The 24,032-nt window shown below is 72.7% G+C and carries 21 protein-coding genes; 12 read left to right on the forward strand and 9 right to left on the reverse strand.

All coding sequences use genetic code 11. The annotated features are described in order from the left end of the window. Nucleotides 1-203 precede the first annotated feature (203 nt). On the forward strand, nt 204-1,415 hold the full coding sequence (locus ACFWRT_RS10985) for an acyl-CoA dehydrogenase family protein (protein WP_380950713.1): 1,212 nt from the start codon (nt 204-206) through the stop codon (nt 1,413-1,415). Further along, a complete protein-coding gene (locus tag ACFWRT_RS10990; protein WP_380950562.1) occupies nt 1,412-1,897 on the forward strand; it encodes a nitroreductase family deazaflavin-dependent oxidoreductase in 486 nt (161 codons plus the stop codon). The genes ACFWRT_RS10985 and ACFWRT_RS10990 overlap by 4 nt, the downstream gene beginning before the upstream one ends. Before the next feature lie 147 nt (nt 1,898-2,044). Here the strand turns inward: ACFWRT_RS10990 and ACFWRT_RS10995 are convergent, their stop codons facing one another. Next, nucleotides 2,045-2,692, reverse strand: a complete 648-nt coding sequence (locus tag ACFWRT_RS10995) for a TetR family transcriptional regulator (RefSeq protein ID WP_026241229.1) — start codon at nt 2,690-2,692, stop codon at nt 2,045-2,047. Between the two features lie 433 nt (nt 2,693-3,125). On the opposite strand from ACFWRT_RS10995, the gene ACFWRT_RS11000 reads away from it, so the two are divergent. Both ACFWRT_RS11000 and ACFWRT_RS11005 read left to right on the forward strand, forming a co-directional pair. After that, complete coding sequence (locus tag ACFWRT_RS11000) at nt 3,126-3,935, forward strand: VOC family protein (protein WP_380950561.1); 810 nt, start codon at nt 3,126-3,128, stop codon at nt 3,933-3,935. Nucleotides 3,936-4,165: 230 nt separating this feature from the next. Then, nucleotides 4,166-6,586, forward strand: coding sequence for an outer membrane protein assembly factor BamB family protein (locus ACFWRT_RS11005; protein WP_380950560.1), 2,421 nt, complete (start codon nt 4,166-4,168; stop codon nt 6,584-6,586). A 133-nt stretch (nt 6,587-6,719) separates the two neighbouring features. Here ACFWRT_RS11005 and ACFWRT_RS11010 read toward each other — a convergent pair whose 3' ends face one another. Then, nucleotides 6,720-7,397 (reverse strand): hypothetical protein, encoded by a 678-nt coding sequence (locus ACFWRT_RS11010; RefSeq protein WP_380950559.1) that lies wholly within the window; start codon nt 7,395-7,397, stop codon nt 6,720-6,722. A gap of 234 nt (nt 7,398-7,631) precedes the next feature. Here ACFWRT_RS11010 and ACFWRT_RS11015 point away from each other — a divergent pair, with 234 nt between their 5' ends. Next, nucleotides 7,632-8,159, forward strand: a complete 528-nt coding sequence (locus tag ACFWRT_RS11015) for a hypothetical protein (protein ID WP_380950558.1) — start codon at nt 7,632-7,634, stop codon at nt 8,157-8,159. Between the two features lie 16 nt (nt 8,160-8,175). On the opposite strand, the gene ACFWRT_RS11020 is transcribed toward ACFWRT_RS11015, so the two are convergent. The 3 genes from ACFWRT_RS11020 to ACFWRT_RS11030 are packed head-to-tail and all read right to left on the reverse strand — an operon-like array spanning nt 8,176 to nt 10,587. After that, nucleotides 8,176-8,952 carry an enoyl-CoA hydratase/isomerase family protein gene (locus tag ACFWRT_RS11020; RefSeq protein WP_380950557.1) on the reverse strand — a complete coding sequence of 259 codons (777 nt, stop codon included), beginning with the start codon at nt 8,950-8,952 and terminating at the stop codon, nt 8,176-8,178. Between the two features lie 3 nt (nt 8,953-8,955). Then, complete coding sequence (locus tag ACFWRT_RS11025; RefSeq protein WP_380950556.1) at nt 8,956-9,408, reverse strand: Zn-ribbon domain-containing OB-fold protein; 453 nt, start codon at nt 9,406-9,408, stop codon at nt 8,956-8,958. A 30-nt stretch (nt 9,409-9,438) separates the two neighbouring features. Continuing rightward, entirely contained in the window at nt 9,439-10,587 is a 1,149-nt protein-coding gene (locus ACFWRT_RS11030; protein WP_380950555.1) for a lipid-transfer protein, read from the reverse strand. Between the two features lie 104 nt (nt 10,588-10,691). On the opposite strand from ACFWRT_RS11030, the gene ACFWRT_RS11035 reads away from it, so the two are divergent. The 3 genes from ACFWRT_RS11035 to ACFWRT_RS11045 all read left to right on the forward strand — a co-directional run bounded on the left by ACFWRT_RS11035 (nt 10,692) and on the right by ACFWRT_RS11045 (nt 13,013). Further along, nucleotides 10,692-12,248 (forward strand): FadD3 family acyl-CoA ligase, encoded by a 1,557-nt coding sequence (locus ACFWRT_RS11035; RefSeq protein WP_380950712.1) that lies wholly within the window; start codon nt 10,692-10,694, stop codon nt 12,246-12,248. Nucleotides 12,249-12,324: 76 nt separating this feature from the next. After that, nucleotides 12,325-12,618: a hypothetical protein gene (locus tag ACFWRT_RS11040; protein WP_380950554.1), complete on the forward strand. Its 294-nt coding sequence runs from the start codon at nt 12,325-12,327 to the stop codon at nt 12,616-12,618. Then, entirely contained in the window at nt 12,618-13,013 is a 396-nt protein-coding gene (locus ACFWRT_RS11045; RefSeq protein WP_380950553.1) for a PIN domain-containing protein, read from the forward strand. The genes ACFWRT_RS11040 and ACFWRT_RS11045 overlap by 1 nt, the downstream gene beginning before the upstream one ends. 163 nt (nt 13,014-13,176) lie before the next feature. Here ACFWRT_RS11045 and ACFWRT_RS11050 read toward each other — a convergent pair whose 3' ends face one another. Then, entirely contained in the window at nt 13,177-13,359 is a 183-nt protein-coding gene (locus tag ACFWRT_RS11050) for a hypothetical protein (protein ID WP_380950552.1), read from the reverse strand. Between the two features lie 228 nt (nt 13,360-13,587). After that, nucleotides 13,588-16,563: an AfsR/SARP family transcriptional regulator gene (locus ACFWRT_RS11055; protein ID WP_380950551.1), complete on the reverse strand. Its 2,976-nt coding sequence runs from the start codon at nt 16,561-16,563 to the stop codon at nt 13,588-13,590. Nucleotides 16,564-16,866: 303 nt separating this feature from the next. Between ACFWRT_RS11055 and ACFWRT_RS11060 the strand changes: the two genes are divergently transcribed. Next, nucleotides 16,867-18,087: an amidohydrolase family protein gene (locus ACFWRT_RS11060; RefSeq protein ID WP_380950549.1), complete on the forward strand. Its 1,221-nt coding sequence runs from the start codon at nt 16,867-16,869 to the stop codon at nt 18,085-18,087. Nucleotides 18,088-18,171: 84 nt separating this feature from the next. Here ACFWRT_RS11060 and ACFWRT_RS11065 read toward each other — a convergent pair whose 3' ends face one another. Beyond that, a complete protein-coding gene (locus ACFWRT_RS11065; RefSeq protein WP_380950548.1) occupies nt 18,172-19,011 on the reverse strand; it encodes a MerR family transcriptional regulator in 840 nt (279 codons plus the stop codon). Between the two features lie 193 nt (nt 19,012-19,204). After that, nucleotides 19,205-19,408: a cold-shock protein gene (locus ACFWRT_RS11070; RefSeq protein ID WP_003967102.1), complete on the reverse strand. Its 204-nt coding sequence runs from the start codon at nt 19,406-19,408 to the stop codon at nt 19,205-19,207. Between the two features lie 296 nt (nt 19,409-19,704). Here ACFWRT_RS11070 and ACFWRT_RS11075 point away from each other — a divergent pair, with 296 nt between their 5' ends. The 3 genes from ACFWRT_RS11075 to mqnC all read left to right on the forward strand — a co-directional run bounded on the left by ACFWRT_RS11075 (nt 19,705) and on the right by mqnC (nt 24,032). Then, nucleotides 19,705-20,598, forward strand: coding sequence for a menaquinone biosynthetic enzyme MqnA/MqnD family protein (locus ACFWRT_RS11075; protein ID WP_380950547.1), 894 nt, complete (start codon nt 19,705-19,707; stop codon nt 20,596-20,598). Between the two features lie 282 nt (nt 20,599-20,880). After that, a complete protein-coding gene (locus ACFWRT_RS11080; protein WP_380950546.1) occupies nt 20,881-22,761 on the forward strand; it encodes a serine/threonine-protein kinase in 1,881 nt (626 codons plus the stop codon). 71 nt (nt 22,762-22,832) lie between these two features. Continuing rightward, nucleotides 22,833-24,032 carry a cyclic dehypoxanthinyl futalosine synthase gene (gene mqnC, locus ACFWRT_RS11085; protein WP_380950545.1) on the forward strand — a complete coding sequence of 400 codons (1,200 nt, stop codon included), beginning with the start codon at nt 22,833-22,835 and terminating at the stop codon, nt 24,030-24,032.

Here is a 24,032-nt window from a genome sequence, read left to right on the forward strand (position 1 = left end):
AACCGGCTCGTACGCGTGACTTCCGTACCTCCGCGTGCGTGCGGGACTCTGGGAATCGGCTTGCCCTGGACCTAATATGACGAGCCGTCAGATCGGGGGCCGCTCCGGTTCCTGAAGGGAGGAGTCCGACGATGGACGCCGACTTCATCGCGCACACCGACTTCACCGCGCACACCGACTTCACCGCGAACGCCGACTGCACCTTGCCGGCCCATTTCACCGCGGAACAGGACGAGATCCGCCGCACCCTGCGCGACCTGCTCGCCCGCCACAGCGGTCCCGGCGAGGTCCGCGCCGCCGTGCGGACCGCCGAGGGCCACGACCCGGCCCTGTGGCGCCGGCTCGCCCAGGAGCTCGGGCTGCCGGGGCTCGCGCTGCCCGAGGAGTACGGCGGGGCCGGCTGCACGGCCACCGAGCTCGCCCTCGCCTGCGAGGAGACGGGCCGCGCCCTGCTGCCCTCCCCGCTGCTCGCCACCGCCGTACTCGCCGCCCCCCTGATCACCGCGCTCGGCACCCCGGCCCAGCGCGCCGGCCTGCTGCCCCGGATCGCCGACGGGGCCCTCACCGCCGCCCTCGTCGCCCCCGGCGGGTCCATGGCCGCCGCGCTCGGCCTCACCGCCGACAACAGCATCGGAGGCTGGGCGGGCGGCGGGCGGGCCGGGGGAGTCCAGGCCCGGCGGGACCCCGAAGGCGGCGGCTGGCGGCTCTACGGGGAGGCCGAACGGGTGCTCGACGGCCACAGCGCCGGACTCCTCCTCGTCGCGGCCCACACCGGCGGCTACCCGCGGAGCCGGACGCTCCTCTTCCTCGCCCACGCCGAGGCCGAAGGGCTCACCCGTACCCGGCTGACCTCCATGGACGAGACCCGGCCCGTCGCCCGCGTCGAACTGCGCGACACTCCGGCCGAGCTCCTGGGGGAGGACGGGGTGGCCCCGGACGTCTGCGGCGCGCTCGCCGCCACCGGGCGCACCGCCGCCGCCGTCCTCGCCGCCGAGGCGGTCGGGGCGGCGGCGGGCGCGCTGGAGCGGACCGTGGCGTACGTGAAGGAGCGCGAGCAGTTCGGCCGGGCCATCGGGTCGTTCCAGGCCGTCAAACACCGCCTCGCCGACCTGTACGTACGGGTGGAGGCGGCCCGCTCCGCCGCGTACCACGCCGCCTGGGACCCGGCGGCGGGGCCGCTCGCACTGGCCCAGGCGCTGGAGGCGGCCCGGACCGTGGCCGGGGAGGCCGTACAACTGCACGGCGGTATCGGCTTCACCTGGGAGCACGAGGCGCACCTGTACGTGAAGCGGGCGGCGGGCGACGAGCTGCTCTTCGGGCCCGTACACCGGCTGCGCGACCACGCGGCGGGGCAGGCCGGGCTGTTCGGGGACGTGACGCCGGAGGGTCTGGCGCACGGGGTGGCCGTCCGATGACCGGTACCCGTGGCGCCCGGCTCATCCAGAAGGTCTCCTCGACCCGCGCCTTCGCCCGCATCGCCCCGCACGTCGTCCCCGTCCTGGACCGCACCGTCCACCGGCTCACCCGGGGCAAGGTGCTGCCCAGCGCGCGGATGCTGCCGGGGCTCGTCCTGACGGTGCCGGGGGCGCGCAGCGGGCGGCTCCGGGTGACCCCGCTGGCCTGCATGCCGGAGGGGGAGTCCGAGAGCACCTGGATCCTCATCGGCAGCAACTTCGGCCGGACCGGGCATCCGGCCTGGACCGCGAATCTGCTGGCCCGCCCGGAGGAGGCCGTCATCAGTTGGCGGGGCCGGTCCATCCCGGTGCGGGCGCGGCTGCTGGAGGGGGCGGAGCGGGAGGAGGTGTGGCGGGTGGCGCTGACGTTCTGGCCGCCGTACGCGGCGTACCAGGCGCGGCTGGAGCGGCAGATCCGGCTCTTCCGGCTGGAGCGGCGGTAGTTCGCCGTTCACCGGAGCCGTTCCGCCGTGGTGTCCGGGAACACCGACGGCGGACCACCGGCAGAGTGCGTGGTGGTCCGCCGTCGGTGAGACAGGACGTGCCGGTAGGACGTACGACGTACGACGTATGACGTATGAGGCCGTCGGCTACTTGGTCGGTTTCTTGCCGGTGATGCCCAGGTGCACCAACAGCGCCAGGTTCGGGCGCAGTTCGGCCTGCTTCACGCCCCAGGTGGTGAACCCCTTCTGGTGCGAGGCGACCGCGGCCAGCATCGCGACCAGGGAGCCCGCCATCGCGGCGGCGCTGATGTCCTTGTCGACCTTGCCCTTGGCCTGGAGCTCCTTCACCGAATCGGTGAGGGAGTTGGTGACCGAGTTCAGGATCTTCATACGGATCTTGTAGAACCGCTTGTCCCCTTCGGCCGCGCCGAGGTCGATCACGCGGAGGATCGCGTCGTTGCGGCGCCAGAAGTCGAGGAACCCCTCGACGAGTTCCTCGGCCGTCTGCCAGCCGGCCTTGCCGACCCACGGGCGTCCGGCGACCAGTTCGGTCAGTCCGGCACCCTCCTTGGCGACCTCCTCGGCGATTTCGAGGACGGCGCCCTCCACATCGGGGAAGTACTGGTAGAAAGTCGCGGGTGAAGTCCCGGCCTTCCGGGCGACGTCGATGACTTTGACGTCCCGGTACGGCGAGGAGCTGAGCATCTCGCTGAGGCAGTCGAGCAGCTTCTGCCGCGTCGCCTGACCGCGTCGACCGGCCACGCGGCCGTCGACGGTACGTACTTGTCCTGTCATGCCGTCAGCTTACCGAGGGCCGATGGGAGCGCGATTCGGCCGACTGCAAATGGGGAACGCCGCAGGAAAGGCGGGGTCCGGCGAGGTCCGGCGGGGTGCGGGGGGTCGGGGGGCGACCATTTTCGGCCGATGTGGTGGCGGTGCGTACGAGGTCCTGTCCCGGTCCTGTCCCAGGACGGCCCCGGGACAGGACCGGGGCCGCTTTCCGGCCGCGCGGCCCGTCACCGCTCCCCGGCAATAGTGTTATCAACAGCCTGTGGACAACTTCGGTGGACAACTTTCGTCCACATGGTGACCACACCTTCATTATCCGAGCAAATGTTCCCTATGGGGGGCTTCGGGGTGCGCTCGGGGTGCGCTCGGGGCGCGGCGGACCGGGCACGCCGTTACGTTGACTGTGACAGGCGTCACTGCGACGGAAGGACCGGGCCCCATGGCCGCATTCGCGCACTCGGCGCCGTGCTGGGTGGACGTGCAGCTCTCCGACCTCGAAGCGGGCAAGCGCTTCTACGGCGGCCTCTTCGGCTGGACCTTCCGCGCGGGCGACGGCATGCCCTTCGCGGACGCCCTGAGCGGCGGCAGGCTCGTCGCCGCGCTCGCCGCCAAGAAGGACGGGCGGATGCCGACGGCCTGGGGCGTCTACTTCGCCACCGACGACATCCGGGCCACCGTCGCCGCGATCCGCGAGCACGGCGGCCAGATCATCACCGACCCGGTACGGGCCGGGCAGGCCGGGATCGTGGCGCAGGCGGCCGATCCCGGGGGCGCGGTCTTCGGGCTCTGGCAGCCGGAGGAGCGGGAAGGCTTCGAGAAGCAGAACGAACCCGGCTCCTTCTGCTGGACCGAGGTCCACACCCGGCAGCCGGAGACGGTGGACCCCTTCTACGAGAAGGTCTTCGGCTTCCGGGGCACCGACCTGGACGAGGCGGGCAACGACGTCTCCGGCGACGCCGAGGCGCTCGTCGACTTCCGGATGTGGTCGCCCGAGGGCGCGGAACCCGGCCCGGACACCGCCGTCGGCGGCCGCAGCGTGATCACGGACGCGTTCCCCGCCGAGCTGCCCAGCTACTTCCTCACCTACTTCACCGTCGCCGACTGCGACGCGGCGGCCGAACTCGCCGTCCAGCTCGGCGGCCGGGTCTCCGCGCCGCCCTTCGACATCCCGTACGGGCGGATGGCGGTCCTCGTCGACGACCAGGGAGCGCTCTTCGCGGTGCTCCAGCCGAGCGAACTGCTTCCCTGACCCCGTCGCGTACCCGTTGTGGGCGAGAATCGGCCGAAGTGACATGAGACACCCACATCCGCCCCCGGGTTCGCAACCGGCGCCCGAGCCAGGAAGAATCAGGGTGCGCACCGCCAGGTGGTGCCCAGCGGTGAGACGCCGCGCAGGCCGGAAATCGCACCGGGCGGTAACGGGCGGGACATTCGCGGGCTTCGTTCCTGAGGTCCGTACGGGGAGGTGGCAGGCACGTGATGGAGCAGCTGACGCAGCACGACCCGAGACGGATCGGCCCGTTCGAGGTGCTGGGACGGCTCGGGGCCGGCGGCATGGGGCTGGTCTATCTCGCCCGGTCGGCGTCGGGCCGGCGGGTGGCGATCAAGACGGTGCGGACCGAGCTCGCCGAGGACCAGCTCTTCCGGGTCCGCTTCACGCGCGAGGTCGAGGCGGCCCGCGCGGTCAGCGGCTTCTACACGGCCGCCGTGGTCGACGCCGACCCCCGGGCCGCCGTGCCGTGGCTGGCCACCGCCTATGTGCCCGCGCCCTCGCTCGAAGAGATCGTCAACGAGTGCGGCCCGATGCCGACCCAGGCCGTGCGCTGGCTGGCCGCCGGGATCGCCGAGGCCCTCCAGTCCATCCACGGGGCCGGGCTCGTCCACCGCGACCTGAAGCCGTCCAACGTGCTCGTCGTCGAGGACGGCCCCCGGGTCATCGACTTCGGCATCGCCTCCGGCGTCTCCAACACCCGCCTGACCATGACCAACGTGGCCGTCGGCACGCCCGCGTACATGTCGCCCGAGCAGGCCCGGGACTCCCGCAGCGTCACCGGGGCCAGCGACATCTTCTCGCTGGGCTCCACCCTCGTCTTCGCCGCCACCGGCCACGCCCCCTACCACGGGGCCAATCCGGTCGAGACGGTGTTCATGCTGCTGCGCGAGGGGCCCGACCTGGAGGGGCTGCCGGCCGACCTGCGGCCGCTGATCGAGTCCTGCATGCAGATGGACGCCACCCAGCGGCCCAGCCCCGCCGACCTCCAGGCCCAGCTCGCCCCGCACCTCTTCGCCTCCGGCAGCGACGACAGCGGTACGGCGTCGGCCTGGCTGCCCACGTCGGCCACCGCCATGATCGAACGGCGCCGGGGAGGCGGCCGCACCGCACCGCCCGTGCCTTCCGCGCCCCCGCCGCGCCCTTCGCAGCCCCCACGCGCCCCGGAGCGCGCGCCGGACCGAGGTCCCGATCGTGGACCCGAATGGCGCGGTGGCAACGACCTGCGCTCGCCGTCCCCGCTCTCCTCCTCGCCCCCGGCACCTGACAGCGGGCCCGTCCACCTGCCCGGGGCGAAGGCGCCGATCGGGCCCGGACCGCGTGCGGGGGAGGTCCGGGGACCCGCCGCCGCGCATCCGGCCGCCGCGACGGGCTGGGTCCGCCCGCCCGCGGGCCTGAACGGCGCGGCCGCCGGTACGGCCGGCACGTCCACGGCGCCCACGGCACCCGTACCGGCTCCGGGACCGGCCCCGGACACCGCACCCGCGGCGCCCGACCGGTGGCGGCCGTGGCGCTTCCGCATGTCCAACGACGTGTGGGGGACGCCCGTCGTCTCCGGTGACCTGCTGTACGTGACCTCCTTCGAGATCCACGCGCTGGACGTCGGCAACGGGCGCCGCCAGTTCAAGACCCGGGACGTGGCGTGGGCGATGGCCGTCGAGGGCGGCCGCATCCACGCCTCGGACGGCCCGTCCCTGTACGCGCTGGACGCGGCGGGCGGCACCGAGCAGTGGCGGGTCCGGACGGACGCCTGGGTGTACGCGCTCAAGGCCGACCGTGGCACGGTGCTGACCGCGACCCGGGGCGGCGGTGTCCAGGGGTGGGAGGCGTCCAACGGCGACAAGCTGTGGGAGATCACCGGGGCCCAGAGCGACTTCGAGACGCCGGAGGCCGCGCCGGTCATCCACGACGGCACGGTCTACGTCTGGCAGGACGCCCGGCTGCGCGCCCTTGACGCCCGTACGGGGCTGGAGCGCTGGTCGTACCCGATCGGCGACGCGGCCTCCTGCGGCGGCGTCCCCGTCCGGGTGACCCCGGCCCCCGACGGCTACGTCTACATCGCGGCGGGCACCCGGGTGCTGGCCGTGGACATCGTCTCCGGCCGGGTGCGGTGGCACTTCGAGTCCCCGGCGGTCTTCCTGTCCCCGCCCGCGTTCGCGCCGGGCCCGGCGGTGACCGGGGGCGGGGTCTACCTCGCGGACTACCTCGGCACGGTGTACGCGCTCGACGCGACGACCGGCAAGGACCGCTGGCGCATCGCCACGGAGGCCCGCGCCTCGATCGAGCCGGTGCTGGTCGCGGTGGGCAACGTCCACGTGGGCAGCGGCAGCGCGCTCTACACCCTGGACGCGGTGACCGGCACCCCGAAGTGGCGCTTCGCGGCGGGCGGCGACGTGGTGGGCGCGCCGGTCGTGGCGGACGGCCGGGTCCACTTCGGCTCGGCGGACCACGTGCTCTACACGCTGGACGCGGCGGGCGGCCAACTCCGTTGGAAGCTGGCCACGGGCGGCGAGATCACGGGTTCGCCGGTGGCGCGGGCGGGGGTGGTGTACGCGTGCAGCAAGGACCGCTGCGTGTACGCGCTGGACGCCCTGAAGGGCACGGGAACGGGGAACAGGGCCCGCACCTGAGCGGCCACCCAGCCCGTCCGGCGATTGAGGACGGAACCGTTGACGGGGTGGCCGGTCAGCTCGAAGGGGGCCGGCGCCCCGGAAATCCCAGCCCGTCCGGCGTTTGAGGACGGAACCCTCGACGGGGCGACCGTCACCCCTCCGGCGGCCGGCGCGGCGGATGCACCGGATCCCGAGGGTCCCCGGGCCGCCCCGGCGGCGGGGCCTGCGGATACGACCGCGTACGGGGGTCATAGGGATCGGGCCCCGTGTACGGGTCCACCTCCGGCTCCGGCCACGGCGACGTGTTCGTCGACATCCCCGGCTCCTGCGTGGGCGGCCACGTGTCCACCTGATCCGCCGGCGGCGCGGCATACGGCTCCACCGCCGCCCGCTCCCGCCCCCGGCGCCCCCGACCCCGGCCCCGCCCCGTCATCAACACCGCCCCCAACAACATCAGCACCCCACCCGCAGCCGCGTTCACCACCCCCACCTGCACCCCCGCCCCGTCCCCACCCACCGTGAGCGACCCCGCCGCCTGCCCCTGGCGGACCATCCACAGGATCGTGAAGCCCAGCACCACCAACCCCGCGAGCGCGACCGCGATCCGCGACCGGAGCACCACCCCCGCGATCACCAGCAGCGCCGCGAACAGGAACGGCAGCAGGATCGAGACCAGCACCCCCGACTCCGTGGCGGTGATGCCCTCGAAGAGGTCCCGCACCCGGTAGTCCCGCCCCGCCCGCCCGTCGTACCAGTCGCGGAACGGGCTCAGCACGGCGGAAGCCGCCCCGGCGAGGGCGACGAGTGAGCCGAGGATGTTGCGGATCATCGTCAGCCTCCAACGGCGTACGGCGAACACCCCCCGCACGGCCGACGCTACGCCCGGACGATCACCCCCGCCACGCGGACGCCGCCGACCGCCGTGAGGATGCCCCGCCCCGCAGACCATGACCGGACCGTGACAGGGCCATGACTTACATGCCGAGGCCATCCGTCATGCTGGGGGACGCCGGGCACGAGGTACGGCAACACATGAGCAACGACAACAAGGGGGGCTGCATCCATGATGCGGCGACAGATGAAGCTCGCGGCGGTCCTGGTCGTGGTGGTGCTCGCGCTCACCGGGTTCTCGACGTCCACCAGCGGCGGCAAGAGCAAGGGCAGCAGTTCGGGCGGCGGCGGCTGCTCCAACTCCAAGAAGAGCAACAGCGGTTACCGCGACTACAGCGACGACGACACGGACGACTCCTCGTCCTCCGGCTCGTCCGGTTCGTCCGGCTCCTATTCGACCCCGACGCCCACCGCGTCCGACGAAGCCCTCGTCGTCCGGGTCATCCGCTGTGCCGCCCCGCGCAAGGGCAAGCGCAAGGCGGTCACCTCGTCGCTGCTCGAGGTGCGTTCGAACTACCCGGGCACGCAGGCGTACGAGATCGACGTGCGGTTCGTCGACGCCCGCGGCAACACCGTGGACACGGCCGAGGCCACCACGATCCTCAACGTCGGCGAGGAGGACACCCTCACCGTGCGGATGGACAGCCCCGGCAAGGTGTCCCGGGTCAAGCGCTGCGAAGTGACCGCCAGGGCGGTCTGACCGCTCGATCACCCGCTCACCGCACCCGAGGCTCCCCGCCCCCGCGCCGCGCCCCGAACAGCTCCGCCTGCTGGTCCGGGGGCAGGTTGCCCAGGGAGATCAGCGCCGGGGCCTGGGCCATCGCCTGTGCACGGGCGGCCTCCTTCGCCGACCACACCGCCCGCACCGTCCCCTGCACCGCCTCCGTCGGGTACGAGGCGATCACCGCCGCCGCCCGCAGCGCCGCCGCCACCGCGCCGCCCGGCTCCGTCACCTCACTCACCAGCCCGACCGCGTACGCCCGCTCGGCGCTCACCCGTTCCGCGGTGCCCATCAGGGCCATCCGGGCCACCTCCCCGAACGGCATCCGCTGGGCCATCGCGATCGCCTCGTACGCCGAGACCATCCCGTACGTCGTGTGCGGGTCGAAGAAGGTCGCCTCCCGCGAGGCGACGACGAACTCCGCCTCGCCCAACAGGTAGAACGCCCCGCCGCACGCCATCCCCTCCACCGCCGCGACCACCGGCTTCCACAGGTCGTTCGCCTTCGGCCCGATCCGGAGGAGAGGATCATCGATGGCGTACGGGGACGGCGGCTGCGGGACCTCCACGCCCCGGTCGATCCCGGTGCAGAAGGCGCGGGTGCCGGCCCCGGTGAGGACCACGGCCCGCACCGACTCGTCGTACCGCAACTCCCCCCACAGCGAGGCGAGTTCCCCGGCCGTCTCCAGGTCGATCGCGTTGAGCCTCGTAGGCCGGTCCAGGACGACGAGCGCGACCCCGCGCTCCCCGTCCCGCTCGATGCGCAGGGCCACGGCTCACCGCTCCAACAGCCAGCGTACGAGCGGGAAACCGTCGGGTCCCACCGGGCAGAACACCGCCCGCACCGGCGCCCCGATCCGCAGCCGGCCCGGGTCCACCGAGTTCAGCGGCGCGTCGGCGGAGGCGACGACGTTCCCGGCCAGCCGGAGGTGCGGGGCCTCCACCAGCTCCACCAACACGGCGTTGTACGGGGCCTGTTCGGCGTAGGCGGGGAGCAGTGGCGGGTGCGGGATCACGTACGACCAGAGCCGGCCACGTCCGCTCATCGCCCGCCACTCGCTGTCGAAGGAGCCGCAGTGCGGGCAGCAGGGCCGTGGCGGGAAGCGCAGTTCGCCGCAGGCGGGGGAGGCGCAGGCCTGGACGCGCAGCTCGCCCCGGGCGGCGTACTCCCAGAAGGGCGCACCGTCCTCGTCGGCGACGGGAAGCAGCAAGGAATCGTTCACGCTCATCTCCTCCACCCTCCTCAACTCCTCAACTCCTCAGTTCCGCAGCAGGACGGCCGACGTCGGTACGCCCTCACCGGCCGTGACCAGGCAGGTCGCGGCGTCCGGCACCTGCGCGGTGGAGGTGCCGCGTAGTTGCTTGACGCCCTCGGTGATGAGGTTGAACCCGTGGACGTACGCCTCGCTCAGTCCGCCGCCCCCCGTGTTCACCGGCAGCCGGCCCCCGCTCTCCAGCGCCCCGCCCTCGGTGAACGCGCCGCCCTCGCCGCGCCCGCAGAAGCCGTACCCCTCCAGGGAGAGCGGGACGAGCGGGGTGAACGCGTCGTAGATCTGGGCCACATCGACATCGTCCGGCCCGAAGTCGGCCTGCTTCCACAGCTGTCGGGCCGCTGTCCAGGCGGGTCCGGTGAGCGGGTCGTCGTTCCAGTAGTTGACCATCCCGTGGTGCTGGGCGGGCAGGCCCTGGGCGACGGAGTGGAGGTAGACGGGCCGCTGCCGGCAGTCGCGGGCCCGCTCGGCGGAGACGATGACACAGGCCAACGCCCCGTCCGTCTCCAGGCAGTTGTCGAAGAGGCAGAGGGGTTCGCTGATCCAGCGGGAGGTCATGTACATCTCGCGGGTCAGCGGGCGGTCGTACATGATCGCGGCCGGATTCTGGTTGGCCCGGTTGCGGCAGGCGAGGGCGACGTTGAAGAGGTGGTCGCGGGTGGCCCCGTACTCGTGCATGTAGCGACGGGCCAGCATCCCGATCTCGTCGGCGGGGCGCAGGAGCCCGTAGGGGCGGGTCCACTGGGCGGGGGTGGGGAGTTGCACGGCGGTGTTCTTCCACGGTCGCGGGCCTGACCCGCGCTTCCGTGACCGCCAGGCCACCCCGACACTGGCCTGCCCGGTGGCGATGGCGCCGGCGAGATGGCCGAGGGTGGCGCAGGAGCCGCCGCCCCCGTACCCCACCTTGCTGAAGAAGGTGACGTCCCCGGCGCCGATGGCCTTGGCGACCTCCACCTCGTCGGTCTCCTCCATCGTGTACGAGGCGAAGCCGTCGACCTCCGAGGGCGCGATGCCCGCGTCGTCGAGGGCGGCCAGGATCGCCCGGCAGGCGAGCGTCTTCTCGGACTCGGGGAGCCGTTTCGCGAACGCCGTCTGCCCGATCCCGGCTATCGCCGTCGCGTCCTTGAGTGTCGCCATCCGCCAACCTCCCGCAGTCCCGCGCCTGCTGACAGCGGCAGAGGCTACCGCTAATCTGACGGATAGTCAGCTACTGCGGCGGCGGCAGGGAAGGCGGGCGCGTGATGCGAGGCGACGAGGAGTGGGGCTCCATCCCGGGGCTGGTACGGGAGGCGGCACGGCGGTACGGCCCGGCGGAGGCGGTGGTCGAGGGCCGCACCCGCCTGACGTACGCGGAACTCGGCGACCGGGTGGAGCGCTCCGCCGCCGCCTCCATGGCCGCCGGGGTGGTGCCGGGAGACCGGGTCGCGATCTGGGCCCCGAACACCCTGGACTGGATCGTCGCCGCGCTCGGGGCCGTGAGCGCCGGAGCGGTGCTGGTGCCCCTGAACACCCGCTTCAAGGGGACGGAGGCAGCCCACATCCTGCGCCGCAGCCGGGCCAGGCTGCTCTTCGTCACCGGCACGTTCCTGGGGACCTCGTACGTGGCGTCCCTGCGCCGGTCGGAGGTGAAGCTGCCGGACCTGGAGCGGGTGGTGGTGCTGGCGGAGACGGCCCCGGAGGACTACACGAGCTGGCCGGAGTTCCTGGCGGCGGGGGAGGGGGTGCCGTCCACCGCCGTACGGGAACGGGCGGCCGCCATCCGCCCCTCCCACCCCTCCGACATCGTCTACACCTCGGGCACCACGGGCGCCCCCAAGGGTGCGGTGATCACGCATGCGCAGACGCTGCGCGCGTACGCGATCTGGAGCGAGCTGGCGGGCCTGCGCGAAGGCGACCGCTATCTCATCGTCAACCCCTTCTTCCACACCTTCGGCTACAAGGCGGGGATCATCGCCTGCCTGATGCGGGGGGCCACGATGGTTCCGCAGCCGGTGTTCAACGTGGACACGGTGCTGGCGAACATCGCGGCGGAACGTATCTCCGTCCTGCCCGGGCCGCCCACCCTCCACCAGTCCCTCCTGGACCACCCGGCCCGCGACGCCCACGACCTCTCCGCCCTGCGCCTGGTGGTGACGGGCGCGGCGGTGGTCCCCCTGCGCCTGGTGGAGCGGCTGCGCGGCGAGCTGCACATCGCCACGGTCCTCACGGCGTACGGCCTCTCCGAGGCGAGCGGCATCGTCACGATGTGCCGCCGGGGAGACGCGCCGGAGACCGTGGCCACCACGTCCGGCCGCGCGATCCCCGGCACCGAGGTCCGCGTCCTCGGCGGCCCCGGCGAACCCGGCGAGATCCAGGTCCGGGGCTTCACCGTGATGAGCGGCTACTTCGAGGACCCCGAGACCACGGCCGACGCGCTGACCCCGGACGGCTGGCTCCGCACCGGCGACGTCGGCGTCCTGGACGAGGCGGGCAACCTGCGGATCACGGACCGGATCAAGGACATGTTCATCGTGGGCGGCTTCAACGCCTACCCGGCCGAGATCGAACAGCTCCTCGGCCTCCACCCGGACATCGCCGACGTGGCGGTCGTCGGCGTCCCCGACCCCCGCCTCGGCGAGGTCGGCAAGGCGTACGCGGTCCGCCGCCGGGGCGCCACGGTGACGGCGGACGACCTGATCGCCTGGTCCCGCCGCGAGATGGCGAACTTCAAGGTCCCGAGAGCGGTGGAATTCGTCCCGGAACTGCCGCGCAACGCGAGCGGCAAGGTGGTGAAGGGGGAGCTGCGGGGGCGGGGGTAGCGGACGTCTGTTCGGCTTCACCGGGTGGGGTGAACGGGTCGGGTCGGCATCGCGGACCGGCGGTATGGTCGTAGGTATGGCAACCAAGAAATACACGGTCACCCTGCCGGAGGAGCTGGCGGAGGAGATCCGGGCGGAGGTCGGCCCGGGCGCCTTCAGCGCGTATGTCACGCGGGCCGTAGAGCGTCAGCGTGAGCATGACCGGCTGGGAGAGCTGGTGGAGCGCCTGGAGGGCGAGTACGGCCCCGTCACCGACGCGGACCTTGCCGCCGCCGAGGCCGAGCGGCGTGAGATCGAGCAGTGGTTCGCGGACCAGGCGGCCGGTCGGACACCGGCCGGGGCCGAGCGCCGGAACGCGGCGGCTGCCTGATGCCGGAGATCTCGTACGTACTGGACTGCGAGGCCCTCTCGCGGGCGGCCCTCGGAGACGCCGGCATGAAGAGCCGCCTGAAGGACGCCCACCGGGCGGGGATCCGTGTCGTGACCAGCTCGACGACCCTGGTCGAGGCCCATCACAGCAAGATCCGGCGCCCGGTGTGGGACTGGGCGATGTCCGGGGTGGTCGTCGAACCCGTCACCAAGGGGATCGCGGAGGAGGCGATTCTGCTGCTGCGGGAGACCGGCCTGCACGGCCATAAGTACGCCCTGGACGCGATCCTCGCCGCGATCGCGAACCGGCAGCGGGGCCCCGCCGTCGTCTTCACCTCCGACGCCGACGACCTGACCAAGCTGTGCGCCCCCCGGGTCCAGATCCGGGCCCTGTAGCCCGCCCCGCAGCCCGCAGCCCGCACCGCACACGCCCAAGGGGCCCGAGCCCATCCCCAGGCTCGGGCCCCTCTGCGTACGACGGCCGCGACGGCTCCCCCTCCGCGCCGCCGCGGCCGCTCCCCCGTATCCCCCGTACCCCCCGTATCCCCGTCGAGAAGGTCTACTTGGCGGGCTCGCTCGTGGCGTGGGCGTCGCCGAGCGTGCCGGCCGGCCCGCCCGTGGCGTGGGCGTCGCCGAGCTTCGTCACCGGCTTGGACGTGGCGTGCGCGTCCTGCGTGGTGATGTCCTCGCCCGTGGCGTGCGCGTCCCCGTTGGGCTTGAGGTTGTCCTTGTCAGCGGCCATGTCAGTCAACTCCTGAAATCGGTGACGTGATGATCGGGCGGGGCCTGCCCGGCTGTTCCCCCGTGGACTGCCGGGCAGGCCCTCCAGGGCCGTTCACCATAGTGGTGAGGCCGCAAGCCGATCCGTCTGCCCCCCGACGCGACGGATCGATGAGTCAGAGACTGTCGGTCGGCGATAAACGAATGATGAACGCGGCCCGTGGCGTGGCCCACGGCGCGCCCGGTGGCGTCAGCTCACACCCGCCGGGTTCAGCAGGGCGCGCACCGAGGCCGCCTCCGGCGAGCGCAACTCCTCGAAGAGCGCCAGCGCCTCGCTCCAGCAGACGTGGGCCCGGTCCCGCTGCCCTATGGCCGTCAGACCGCGGCCGAGCACCGCCAGGACGCCTGCGCGGCGCCAGTCCCCGCCGATGCCGCGGAGCACGGCCAGGGCCTGCTCCGCGTGGGCGGCGGCCTGGGCCCCGTCCTGCTCGGCGAGGTGGAGCTCCGCCAGCCGGAAGAGGGTCATCCCGTGCCAGAGCTGCTGCCGGCTCTCCCGGAAGATCTGGAGCGCCTCCAGGAGGGCGTCGCGGGCCTGGGGCATCTGCTCGCTGCCGATGAGCGCCAGGCCCAGGGCGTACTTCCCGTTGGCCAGCCGCAGCGCCAGGTCCGTGGCGTCGCCCTCGTAGATGGCGACGCCCTGCTGGGCGAGGTGCACCGCGCTGGTGGTCCGGCCGGTGGCCAGGTGGACCCGGGAGAGGTTGCACAGGGCGGCCGCCTCCCCGGGCTTGTTCCCGTCGGCGCGGAACGCGGCCATGGCCTGGGTGAGATGGGCCTCGGCGTCCTCGTGCCGGTTCTCGTACAGGGCGATGATGCCGCGTTGGTTGGGGGCCTGGCCCAGCGAGACCGGGTCCTCGGCCCGCTGCCCCAGGGCGAGGGCCGAGCTGGCCTCCTGGTCGGCCTCGGCGAACCGCCCCGAGACGCTGTGCACGTGCGACAGCATCGTGCGGGCCCGGGCCTCGGCCTGCGCCTCGCCGGCGGCGCGGGCGGCGTCGCTCACGGCCTTGGCGGCGGTGGCGAACTGGTGCGAGTTCGCACCGGACTCCCCGAGGTCGACCACGGCCATGAGGAGGTCGGAGGCGCGCTTGGGCATACCGATGGCGGCCGACTGGCGGGCGCAGGCGAGCAGTCCGCTCGACTCGGTGAACAGCCAGTCGAGAGCGGTCTCCCGGAGCGGGAAGGTCAAGCCCGGGTACGCGGTCCGGGTGAAGTGGTCCAGGACCCGTTCCCCCGGCCGCTCCAGCGCGTACACCCCCGCCGCCGTCGCCAGGTAGAAGTCCAGCAGCCGCGACAGCGCCAGCTCCCGTTCCCCCGGAGGCTGTTCGTCGCGCTCGGCGCACGCACGCGCGTAGAGGCGTACGAGGTCGTGGTAGCGGTAGCGGCCCGGCGCGGCCGACTCCAGGAGGGAGGTGTCGACCAGGGCCTCCAGGAGGTCCTCCGCCGTGTGCGGCTCCAGGTTGAGCAGAGCGGCCGCGGCGGCGAGGGAGATGTCCGGGCCGTCCGCGAGGCCCAGGAGGCGGAAGGCGCGGGCCTGGGCCGGCTCCAACTGGCCGTAGCCGAGTTCGAAGGTGGCCTTCACCGCGAGGTCGCCCGCCTGGAGCTCGTCGAGGCGGCGGCGCTCGTCCGCCAGCTTGCCGGCGAGGACGGAGACCGTCCAGGTGCGGCGGGCGGCCAGCCGGGAGGCGGCGATGCGGATGGCGAGGGGGAGGAAACCGCAGGCGGCCACCACGTCCAGGGCCGCCTCGCGTTCCGCGCCGACCCGTTCCGCGCCGACGATCCTCGTGAAGAGCCGGAGCGCCTCGTCCGGTGCCATCACGTCCAGGTCCACCAGGTGGGCCCCGGCCAGGTCGACCATCCGCACCCGGCTCGTCACCAGGGCCGCGCACCCCGGCGTACCGGGCAGCAGCGGGCGGATCTGGGCCGCGTCGTGGGCGTTGTCCAGGAGGACCAGGACCCGGCGGCCGTCCAGCGTCGAGCGGTAGAGCGCGGCCCGCTCGTCCAGGGTGTCCGGAATCGCCGAGTCCGCCGTGCCGAGCGCCCGCAGGAACGAGCCGAGGACCGTCTCCGGCTCGGCCGTCCGTGCCCCCGCGCCCTGGAGGTCGACGTAGAGCTGCCCGTCGGGGAAGTGCGGGCGGGCCTGGTGGGCGACGTGGACGGCCAGCGTGGTCTTGCCGACCCCGCCGATCCCGGCCAGCGCGGAGACCGCCATCACCGACCCCTCGGCGGTGGCGAGTCGGGCGCCCAGGTCCCGTACGAAGGAGTCGCGTCCGGTGAAGTCGGGCACGGTCGCCGGGAGCTGCGCGGGCTTCACGGGCGCCGGCGCCGGGGGCGGCTCGTCCGCCGGGCGGGCCAGCTCCTCGTCGGCCCGCAGGATGCGCTGCTGGAGCTGGGCCAGTTCGGGGCGCGGGTCGACGCCCAGCTCCTCGGCGAGGAGCCGGCGGGTGTCCGCGTACACCGCCAGCGCCTCCGCCTGCCGGCCGCTGCGGTACAGCGCCACCATCAGCAGCTCGCGCAGGCGTTCGCGCAGCGGGTGGGCGGCGGTGAGCGCGGTCAGCTCGGAGACGGCCTCCGCATGGCAGCCCACCTCCAGGTCCAGGTCCAGCCGGGTCTCGGTGAGCTGGAGGCGCCACTCCTCCAGCCGGGTGCGCTGGTTCTCCGCGTACGGCCCGGGCACCGAGGCCAGGGCCTCGCCGTCCCACAGCCCCAGCACCTTGTTGATCAGCGTGCGGGCCTGGCAGCGGTCACCGCTCGCGCGGGCCTTCTCCGCCTCGGTGGCGAGATCCCGCGCCAGGGTGAGGTCGAGCGCGCCCCGGCCGATCCGGAGCGCGTACCCGCCCGCCTCGCTCACCAGGGTCTCCTGCCCCAGGATCTTGCGGAGCCGGGAGGCGTACGTACGGATCGTGGCCAGCGCCTGCGAGGGCGGGTCCTCGCCCCAGAACGCGTCGATCAGCTCGCTCGCCGTGGCCGTCCGGCCCTCGCGCAGGAGCAGGGCGGCGAGCAGCGCGCGCTGCTGGGGGGAGCCGGAAGGCAGCGCCTCGGCGCCGCGCCATGCCCGTACGGGGCCCAGGACGGTGAACCTGAGGGAGTCGGCGGCCCCCGGTTCCACCCCCGGTTCCTCCGGAGCGCGCTGCTCCGGTACGCGCACGCGTGGCCCGTGATCACGGTGCATTGATGCCCCCTGTCCTGCTCGCCTGCCGGCCCGGCCCCGTCGGCGGGTCCTGCCGGTGGTGCCCGTCTTCCGAAGGTCCGCCCGCTCTCAGCCGATTGTCCGTCCGTGCGTCGACGTGCGGTGTACATCCGGATTGCTCGCTACCGCTGGTATCGCGCTCAACAGTCTGCCTTGTCGCGGGCGGGCGCGTCAGCAGTGGGTGACGCTCTGCACAAGCCCTCGACAACGATTCGGGAACCGAACCCCCGTCTCCCGCGTGCACGCTAGCTGACGGTTCGTCAGATCGGCGCTACCGTGGAACGCATGGAGACCTTCCCGAAGATCATCTCGGTGGACGACCACACGGTGGAGCCCGCTCATGTCTGGCGGGACCGGCTCCCGTCCAGGTATGCGGACTCCGGCCCGCGCATCGTCCGCGCACCGCTGAAGGAAATGACCTTCATGGGCGGAAAGTTCGCGCCCGTGATGGGGGCGAAGGGGGACGACGGGCCGGTCGGCGACTGGTGGGTCTACGAGGACCTGCACCGGCCGCTCACCCGCCTGGACACGGCCGTCGGCTACGACAGGGACGAGATCAAGCTGGAGATCATCACCTACGAGCAGATGCGGCCGGGCTCCTTCTCGGTCCCCGACCGGCTCGCCGACATGGACGTCAACCACGTCCAGTCCGCGCTCTGCTTCCCCACCTTCCCGCGCTTCTGCGGCCAGACGTTCACCGAGGCGAAGGACCGCGAGCTCGGGTTGCTGGGGGTGCGCGCGTACAACGACTGGATGGTGGAGGAGTGGTGCGGCCCCGAGGCGCACGGCCGCCTCATCCCGCTCACCCTCGTCCCGCTCTGGGACGCGGAGCTCGCCGCCGCCGAGGTCCGGCGCAACGCGGCCCGGGGCGTGCGCGCGGTCGCGTTCTCCGAGATACCTCCCCATCTCGGGCTTCCGTCCATACATACGGACTACTGGGATCCGTTCCTCGCGGCCTGCGACGAGACCGGGACCGTCATCGCCATGCACATCGGCTCCTCGTCGAAGATGCCGTCCACCTCCGCCGACGCCCCGCCCGCCGTCGGCTCCACCATCACCTTCGCCAACTGCTGCTTCTCGATGGTCGACTGGCTGATGAGCGGCAAGTTCGAGCGCTTCCCGGGGTTGAAGATCATGTACGCGGAGGGCCAGATCGGCTGGATCCCGTACATCCTGGAACGCGCCGACGTCGTCTGGGAGGAGAACCGCGCCTGGGGCGGCGTCGCCGACAAGGTCCACCGCCCGCCGTCCGAGCTGTTCGCGGACCACGTCTACGGCTGCTTCTTCGACGACGCCTTCGGGCTGAGGAACCTGGACGCGATCGGCGTCGGCAACGTCCTGTACGAGACGGACTACCCGCACTCCGACTCCACCTGGCCCAGGTCCCGCGAGGTCGGCGAGGAGCAGATGGGCCACCTCGCCCCGGAGGTCGTGGACCGGATCGTGCGCGGCAACGCGATCGAGCTGCTGGGGCTGACGGAGGACGGGCTCTGGGCGGGGGCGTAGAAGGGCACGTGGGTATACGGGGAGGGGGCCGCGTCCCTCCCGTGTGTACGGGGAGGGGCGCCCCTCCCCGTACCGACACCGGCGTCAGGCCTTCGCCACCGGCTCCTGGAGCTCCGTCACCCACTGGCTCCGGTCCGCCGGGCACTCCAGGTTGACCTCGCGGGCGTACCCCGTGGAGCGGTAGCCGTTCGCGTCCAGCCAGCGGGCGAGGGTCTGCGCGGCCGGCAGCACGTCGTCCATCGCGCCCCGGTGCACGATCGTCGCCGCCTCGAACGGGGGCAGCTCCACGACCCGTACCCCGGTCCCGCCGACCGGGCCCACCGGGGCCGACACCGTCACCCCCGCGTGCACGACGATCGCGCCGCCGCCCTCGGGGGAGCCGCCCGGGGCGTCCTCGTACCGGGCGATCCCGGGGCCGGTGGGCCGGATGCCGGCGCCCTCCAGGAGCGGGAACAGCTCCTCGTACAGCGGACCGATCACCGGCCCGATGTCCTGCGGCTCGTAGCTCGCGGCGATCCCGGTCAGCTCGGCCACCCGGACCGCCGGAACGGTCTTGATCACAACGTCGTCGGCAGGCATGTGCCCCTCGCTCTCGATCGACCGGAGCCTCGCCTCGACCTGGGCCAGCCGCACGGTCGCGGCCGCCACCGCCTCCGCCAGCTCCGCCCGGCGCAGCCGCAGCATCCCGCGCAACTCCTCCGGGCCCACCCGCTCGTCCAGGACGTCCCGCACCTGCTGGAGCGTGAAGCCGAGGTCCTTGAGCGCGATGATCCGGTTGAGGCGTGCGAGCTGGGCGGCGCCGTAGAAGCGGTAGCCGGTGGTGGGGTCGGTGCGGTCCGGGCGCAGCAGCCCGATGGCGTCGTAGTGACGCAGCATCCGGCGCGACACCCGCCCGTACCGGGCGAAGTCTCCGATGGTGAACATGATGGCTCCCACTGCACGGCTTCACACGGGGTGAAGGTCAAGGCGTACGGTTCGCGCGCCCCAAGAACAGGCAGGAGCGCCGGAAACAGGCAGGAGCCCCGAAACAGGCAGGAGCCCCGTTCCTCCGCCGAAGCGGGGGAGCGGGGCTCCTTGGGTACTGCTCTGTGCGGCCGCGATCGGCCGACCCGGGCAACTAGGCCGGGGTGACGTTCTCAGCCTGCGGACCCTTGGGTCCCTGAGTGACGTCGAAGTTCACGACCTGGTTCTCCTCGAGGGAGCGGAACCCGGACGCGTTGATCGCGGAGTAGTGAACGAAGACATCCGGGCCGCCGCCGTCCTGGGCGATGAAGCCGAAGCCCTTTTCAGCGTTGAACCACTTGACGGTTCCGGTAGCCATAAGCCCTCCTTGGGCCAAAGGGTTGCCCTGCTCCAGAACCTGCAAACAAGTCTGAAAACTACAAAAGCCTGCGGGTTACATGCTCCGCAGGCTCTGTACTGCAAGGGAAACCAAACTGCAACTTGCGGGCGAGCCTAGCACGCGGTCTCCGGAGAGCGGTAGAGGGAAAGATCACTTCACCCGAACGTTTGACTGGCCTGTCGCGGCCTGCCGAGCGGCATCGGAGCCCCCCGGTCCCGACCCCTCGGAGACGCCCCGGTGGTGCCGGTGGCCGGGGGCGGGTCTAGCCTCGCGATGTGGACAATTCAACCGTCTCAGCCAGTGACGCCCCGGCCGGTGAGGGCGACGACCGTCGCAGCCGGCCCCGCGTCGGCCACATCCAGTTCCTGAACTGCCTGCCGCTCTACTGGGGCCTGGCGCGTACGGGGACCCTGCTCGACCTGGAGCTCTCGAAGGACACCCCGGAGCGGCTCAGCGAGCAGTTGGTCAGGGGGGACCTGGACATCGGCCCGGTCACCCTCGTGGAGTACCTGCGCAACGCCGACGACCTGGTGGCCTTCCCGGACATCGCGGTCGGCTGCGACGGGCCGGTCATGTCCTGCGTGATCGTCTCGCAGCTCCCGCTGGAGCAGCTCGACCGGGCCCGGGTCGCCCTCGGCTCCACCTCGCGCACCTCCGTACGCCTGGCCCAGCTTTTGCTCTCCGAGCGGTACGGGGTCCGGCCCGACTACTACACCTGCCCGCCCGACCTCGGGCTGATGATGCAGGAGGCGGACGCGGCGGTGCTCATCGGTGACGCGGCCCTGCGCGCCAACCTGCACGACGCCCCCCGCCTCGGGCTCCAGGTCCACGACCTGGGGGCGATGTGGAAGGAGTGGACGGGGTTGCCGTTCGTCTTCGCCGTCTGGGCGGCCCGCAAGGACTTCCTGGCCGCGCATCCCGAGACGGCGGCCAAGGTGCACCAGGCGTTCCTCGCCTCCCGGGACCTCTCCCTGGAGGAGGTCACCAAGGTCGCGGAGCAGGCGGCCCGCTGGGAGGCCTTCGACGCGGAGGTGCTGGAGCGGTACTTCACGACCCTGGACTTCCGCTTCGGCCCGGAGCAGTTGGCCGGCGTCCGCGAGTTCGCCCGCCGGACCGGGGCGGACACCGGATACCCGGCGGATGTGCGGGTGGAACTGCTCGGCGGCTGAGGCGGCGAGTCGAATGGGGTGAATCCCCTTTCCGGTTCCGGTTCCGGTTCCGGGGCAAGGGAATGGGGTGAGGCGCGGCCGAACAACGCATTCGCGCCTTTCCCCGGGTCGAAATCATCCCCTCCTGCCCGGAGAAGGGGGAATGGTCCGGCCGTTTCCCGGTGACCGCGCCGGTGGCGCCCCCTAGGCTTCGGTCCGAGTCCGGACCGACCGCAGGACTCTCGGCCGCAGGTTCACGGGCTCACAGGTTCACGGGCTCACGGGTTCACAGGGGGAGCGCATATGCAGCCGCTGGAAGCGGGCGAACCGCACACCATCGGTTCCTACCGGCTGCTCGGCAGGCTCGGTGCGGGCGGCATGGGCCGGGTCTATCTCGGGCGCAGCGCCGGCGGCCGTACGGTCGCGGTGAAAGTGGTCCACCCGCACTTCGCCCTGGACGAGCAGTTCCGCGCCCGGTTCCGGCGCGAGGTGGAGTCCGCGCGGCGCATCGGCGCGCAGTGGACCGCGCCGGTCCTGGACGCCGACCCGGACGCGCCGGTGCCGTGGGTCGCCACCGGTTACGTCGCCGGGCCGCCGCTCTCCCAGGCGATCACCGAGCACGGCCCGCTGCCCGAGCACGCGGTACGCACCCTGGGCGCCGGGCTCGCCGAGGCCCTCCACGTCGTCCACGGCCAGGGCATCGTCCACCGCGATGTGAAGCCCTCCAACGTGCTGCTCGCCCTGGACGGCCCCCGCCTCATCGACTTCGGGATCGCCCGGGCCCTCGGCGCGACCGTCTCGCTCACCTCCACCGGCGTCTCCGTCGGCTCGCCCGGCTACATGGCGCCCGAGCAGATCCGCGGCCGGGACATCTCCGGTGCGGCGGACGTCTTCTCGCTGGGCGCGGTCCTGGCGTACGCGGCGACCGGCGCCGCCCCCTTCTCCGGCGACTCCTCCGCCGTCCTCCTCTACAAGGTGGTGCACGAGGAGCCCGAACTGGGCGACCTGGAGGGCGAGCTGCGCGAGGTGGTCGCCGGGTGCCTGGCCAAGGACCCGGACGCGCGGCCCGCCCCGGCCGACCTCGCCCGCACGCTGGCTCCGGACGGGGCGGCGGCGATGGTGGCGGCGGGGTGGCTGCCGGGCCGGCTGGTGGGGGAGGTCAGCCGCTCGGCGGTGGCGCTGCTGGACCTGGAACCGCAGGACGCGCCGGTGGGCTCGGGCCCGGTGCCGTTCAGCAGCCCCTCGCTGGGGGCGGGGTTCGGCGCGGGCGCCGACGCGCACGAGGGCCCGGGCCATGATTCCCGTACGGGCTCCGGCCCCGACTCCCGTACGGGCTCCGGCCCCGACCCTCGTACGGGCTCCGGCTCCGGCCTCCTGGGCGTCTTCGGCCCGCCCCTCGTCCACGGACCGGACACGCCACCGCCGCCCGGCGCGCCTCCCAGCCTCGGGCTCCCCGGGCAGCGACCGCACGATTCCCGGTTCTCCATCACCGTCAGCGCCGACGCGCAGACGGGCAGCAGCAGCGGCACTGGCACGGGCACGGGCGCCGGCACCGACCGCGCCGCGCGCCGGAGCCGCCGGGTGAGCTGCACGGTGGCGCTGGCCGTGGCGGGCTCGTTCGTGGTCGTCGCCCTCGGCTCGGGCCTCCTCGACGGCCTCTTCCCGGGCGGCGACGCCGACCGGCGCAAGGAGAACGACTCGGCGGCCGCCCGCCCGTCCTCCACCCCCACCGCCACGGCCACCGCGTCGAAGGAGCCGGACCCCTCCAGCTCGGAGGCCCCCACCGACGCGGGCGAGGCCCCGGTGGGCGCGGTGCCGAAGGCGTTCGTCGGCACCTGGGAGGGCCCGCTCACCGAGAAGACGAGCGGCCAGCCGCACGGCACGCTCACCGCGGTCTTCACCGAGGGGAGAAAGGGCACGCAGGTGGTCCGGATGTCAACCACGATCTCCCAGCTCGGCATCACCGTCACCTGCAACAGCGTCGGCACCCTCACCTCCGGCACCGCGCGCGAGCTCAAGGTCCGCGAGCGCACCGACCCGGACCGCCCCAGCACCCCGGGCCTCTGCACCACCACCGAGGCAGACCTGGTCTTCCGCCTCGCCGCCGACGGAACGCTCGGCTACCGCTCCGAGGAGCGCGGCGCGGGCCTCCCGTACGGCGACCTCACCCGGTCCGGCGGCTGACGGCGCAAGGGGCTGGCGTACGCTGGATCGGTCCGAGGATCCTCAAAAAACCGCCGAAAGGTGACAGCCCGGTGACCGAGAAGGCCGATCTCCAGCCCGTCCTCGACCGAGCCGCCGAGGGCGGTCGGATCACCCCGGAGGAGGCGCTCGACCTCTACCGCTCGGCGCCGCTGCACGCGCTGGGGGCGGCCGCCGACGCCGTACGCCGACGCCGTTACGCCGGTACGGAGCACATCGCGACGTACATCATCGAGCGCAACATCAACTACACCAACGTGTGTGTGACGGCCTGCAAGTTCTGCGCCTTCTACGCGCCCCCCAAGGACAAGGCCAAGGGCTGGACCCGGGACATCGAGGACATCCTGCGCCGCTGCGCGGAGACCGTCGAGCTCGGCGGGACGCAGATCATGTTCCAGGGCGGCCACCACCCGGACTTCGGCGTGGAGTACTACGAGGAGCACTTCTCCGCGATCAAGAAGGCGTTCCCGCAACTGGTGATCCACTCCCTCGGCGCCTCCGAGATCGAGCACATGGCCCGGATCTCGAAGGTCTCCGCCGAGGAGGCCATCGCCCGTATCCACGCCGCCGGTCTCGACTCCTTCGCGGGCGCGGGCGCCGAGCTGCTGCCCGCCCGGCCGCGCACCGCCATCGCCCCGCTCAAGGAGTCCGGCGAGCGGTGGCTGGAGATCATGGAGATCGCGCACGGCCTCGGCGTCGAGTCCACCTCCACCATGCTGATGGGCACCGGCGAGACCAACGCCGAGCGGATCGAGCACCTGCGGATGATCCGGGACGTCCAGGACCGTACGGGCGGCTTCCGCGCCTTCATCCCGTACACCTACCAGCCGGAGAACAACAAGCTGAAGGGCCGCACGCAGGCCACGCTCTTCGAGTACCTGCGGATGATCTCCATCGCCCGGCTCTTCCTCGACAACGTGGCCCATATCCAGGGCTCCTGGCTGACCACCGGCAAGGAGGTCGGCCAACTGTCGCTGCACTACGGCGCCGACGACCTCGGCTCGATCATGCTGGAGGAGAACGTGGTCTCCTCGGCCGGAGCCAAGCACCGGTCCAACCGGCTGGAGATCATCGACCTGATCCGCAAGGCGGACCGGGTCCCGGCGCAGCGCGCCACCACGTACGAGCACCTCGTCGTGCACGAAGACCCGGCGAACGATCCGGTCGACGAGCGGGTCGTCTCGCACATCTCGTCCACCGCGATCGCGGGCGGCACGGCCCACCCGGAGCTGAAGCTCCTCAACGCCAACTGA

The organism is Streptomyces cyaneofuscatus (assembly GCF_042718795.1).
Classification (GTDB): Bacteria; Actinomycetota; Actinomycetes; order Streptomycetales; family Streptomycetaceae; genus Streptomyces; species Streptomyces cyaneofuscatus_A.

Coding starts and splice junctions, on each gene's coding strand:
- ACFWRT_RS10990 (WP_380950562.1), top strand. CDS start 1,412: ATGACCGGTACCCGTGGCGCCCGGCTCATCCAGAAGGTCTCCTCGACC.
- ACFWRT_RS10995 (WP_026241229.1), bottom strand. CDS start 2,692: ATGACAGGACAAGTACGTACCGTCGACGGCCGCGTGGCCGGTCGACGC.
- ACFWRT_RS11000 (WP_380950561.1), top strand. CDS start 3,126: ATGGCCGCATTCGCGCACTCGGCGCCGTGCTGGGTGGACGTGCAGCTC.
- ACFWRT_RS11005 (WP_380950560.1), top strand. CDS start 4,166: ATGGAGCAGCTGACGCAGCACGACCCGAGACGGATCGGCCCGTTCGAG.
- ACFWRT_RS11010 (WP_380950559.1), bottom strand. CDS start 7,397: ATGATCCGCAACATCCTCGGCTCACTCGTCGCCCTCGCCGGGGCGGCT.
- ACFWRT_RS11015 (WP_380950558.1), top strand. CDS start 7,632: ATGATGCGGCGACAGATGAAGCTCGCGGCGGTCCTGGTCGTGGTGGTG.
- ACFWRT_RS11025 (WP_380950556.1), bottom strand. CDS start 9,408: ATGAGCGTGAACGATTCCTTGCTGCTTCCCGTCGCCGACGAGGACGGT.
- ACFWRT_RS11030 (WP_380950555.1), bottom strand. CDS start 10,587: ATGGCGACACTCAAGGACGCGACGGCGATAGCCGGGATCGGGCAGACG.
- ACFWRT_RS11035 (WP_380950712.1), top strand. CDS start 10,692: ATGCGAGGCGACGAGGAGTGGGGCTCCATCCCGGGGCTGGTACGGGAG.
- ACFWRT_RS11040 (WP_380950554.1), top strand. CDS start 12,325: ATGGCAACCAAGAAATACACGGTCACCCTGCCGGAGGAGCTGGCGGAG.
- ACFWRT_RS11045 (WP_380950553.1), top strand. CDS start 12,618: ATGCCGGAGATCTCGTACGTACTGGACTGCGAGGCCCTCTCGCGGGCG.
- ACFWRT_RS11050 (WP_380950552.1), bottom strand. CDS start 13,359: ATGGCCGCTGACAAGGACAACCTCAAGCCCAACGGGGACGCGCACGCC.
- ACFWRT_RS11055 (WP_380950551.1), bottom strand. CDS start 16,563: ATGCACCGTGATCACGGGCCACGCGTGCGCGTACCGGAGCAGCGCGCT.
- ACFWRT_RS11060 (WP_380950549.1), top strand. CDS start 16,867: ATGGAGACCTTCCCGAAGATCATCTCGGTGGACGACCACACGGTGGAG.
- ACFWRT_RS11065 (WP_380950548.1), bottom strand. CDS start 19,011: ATGTTCACCATCGGAGACTTCGCCCGGTACGGGCGGGTGTCGCGCCGG.
- ACFWRT_RS11070 (WP_003967102.1), bottom strand. CDS start 19,408: ATGGCTACCGGAACCGTCAAGTGGTTCAACGCTGAAAAGGGCTTCGGC.
- ACFWRT_RS11080 (WP_380950546.1), top strand. CDS start 20,881: ATGCAGCCGCTGGAAGCGGGCGAACCGCACACCATCGGTTCCTACCGG.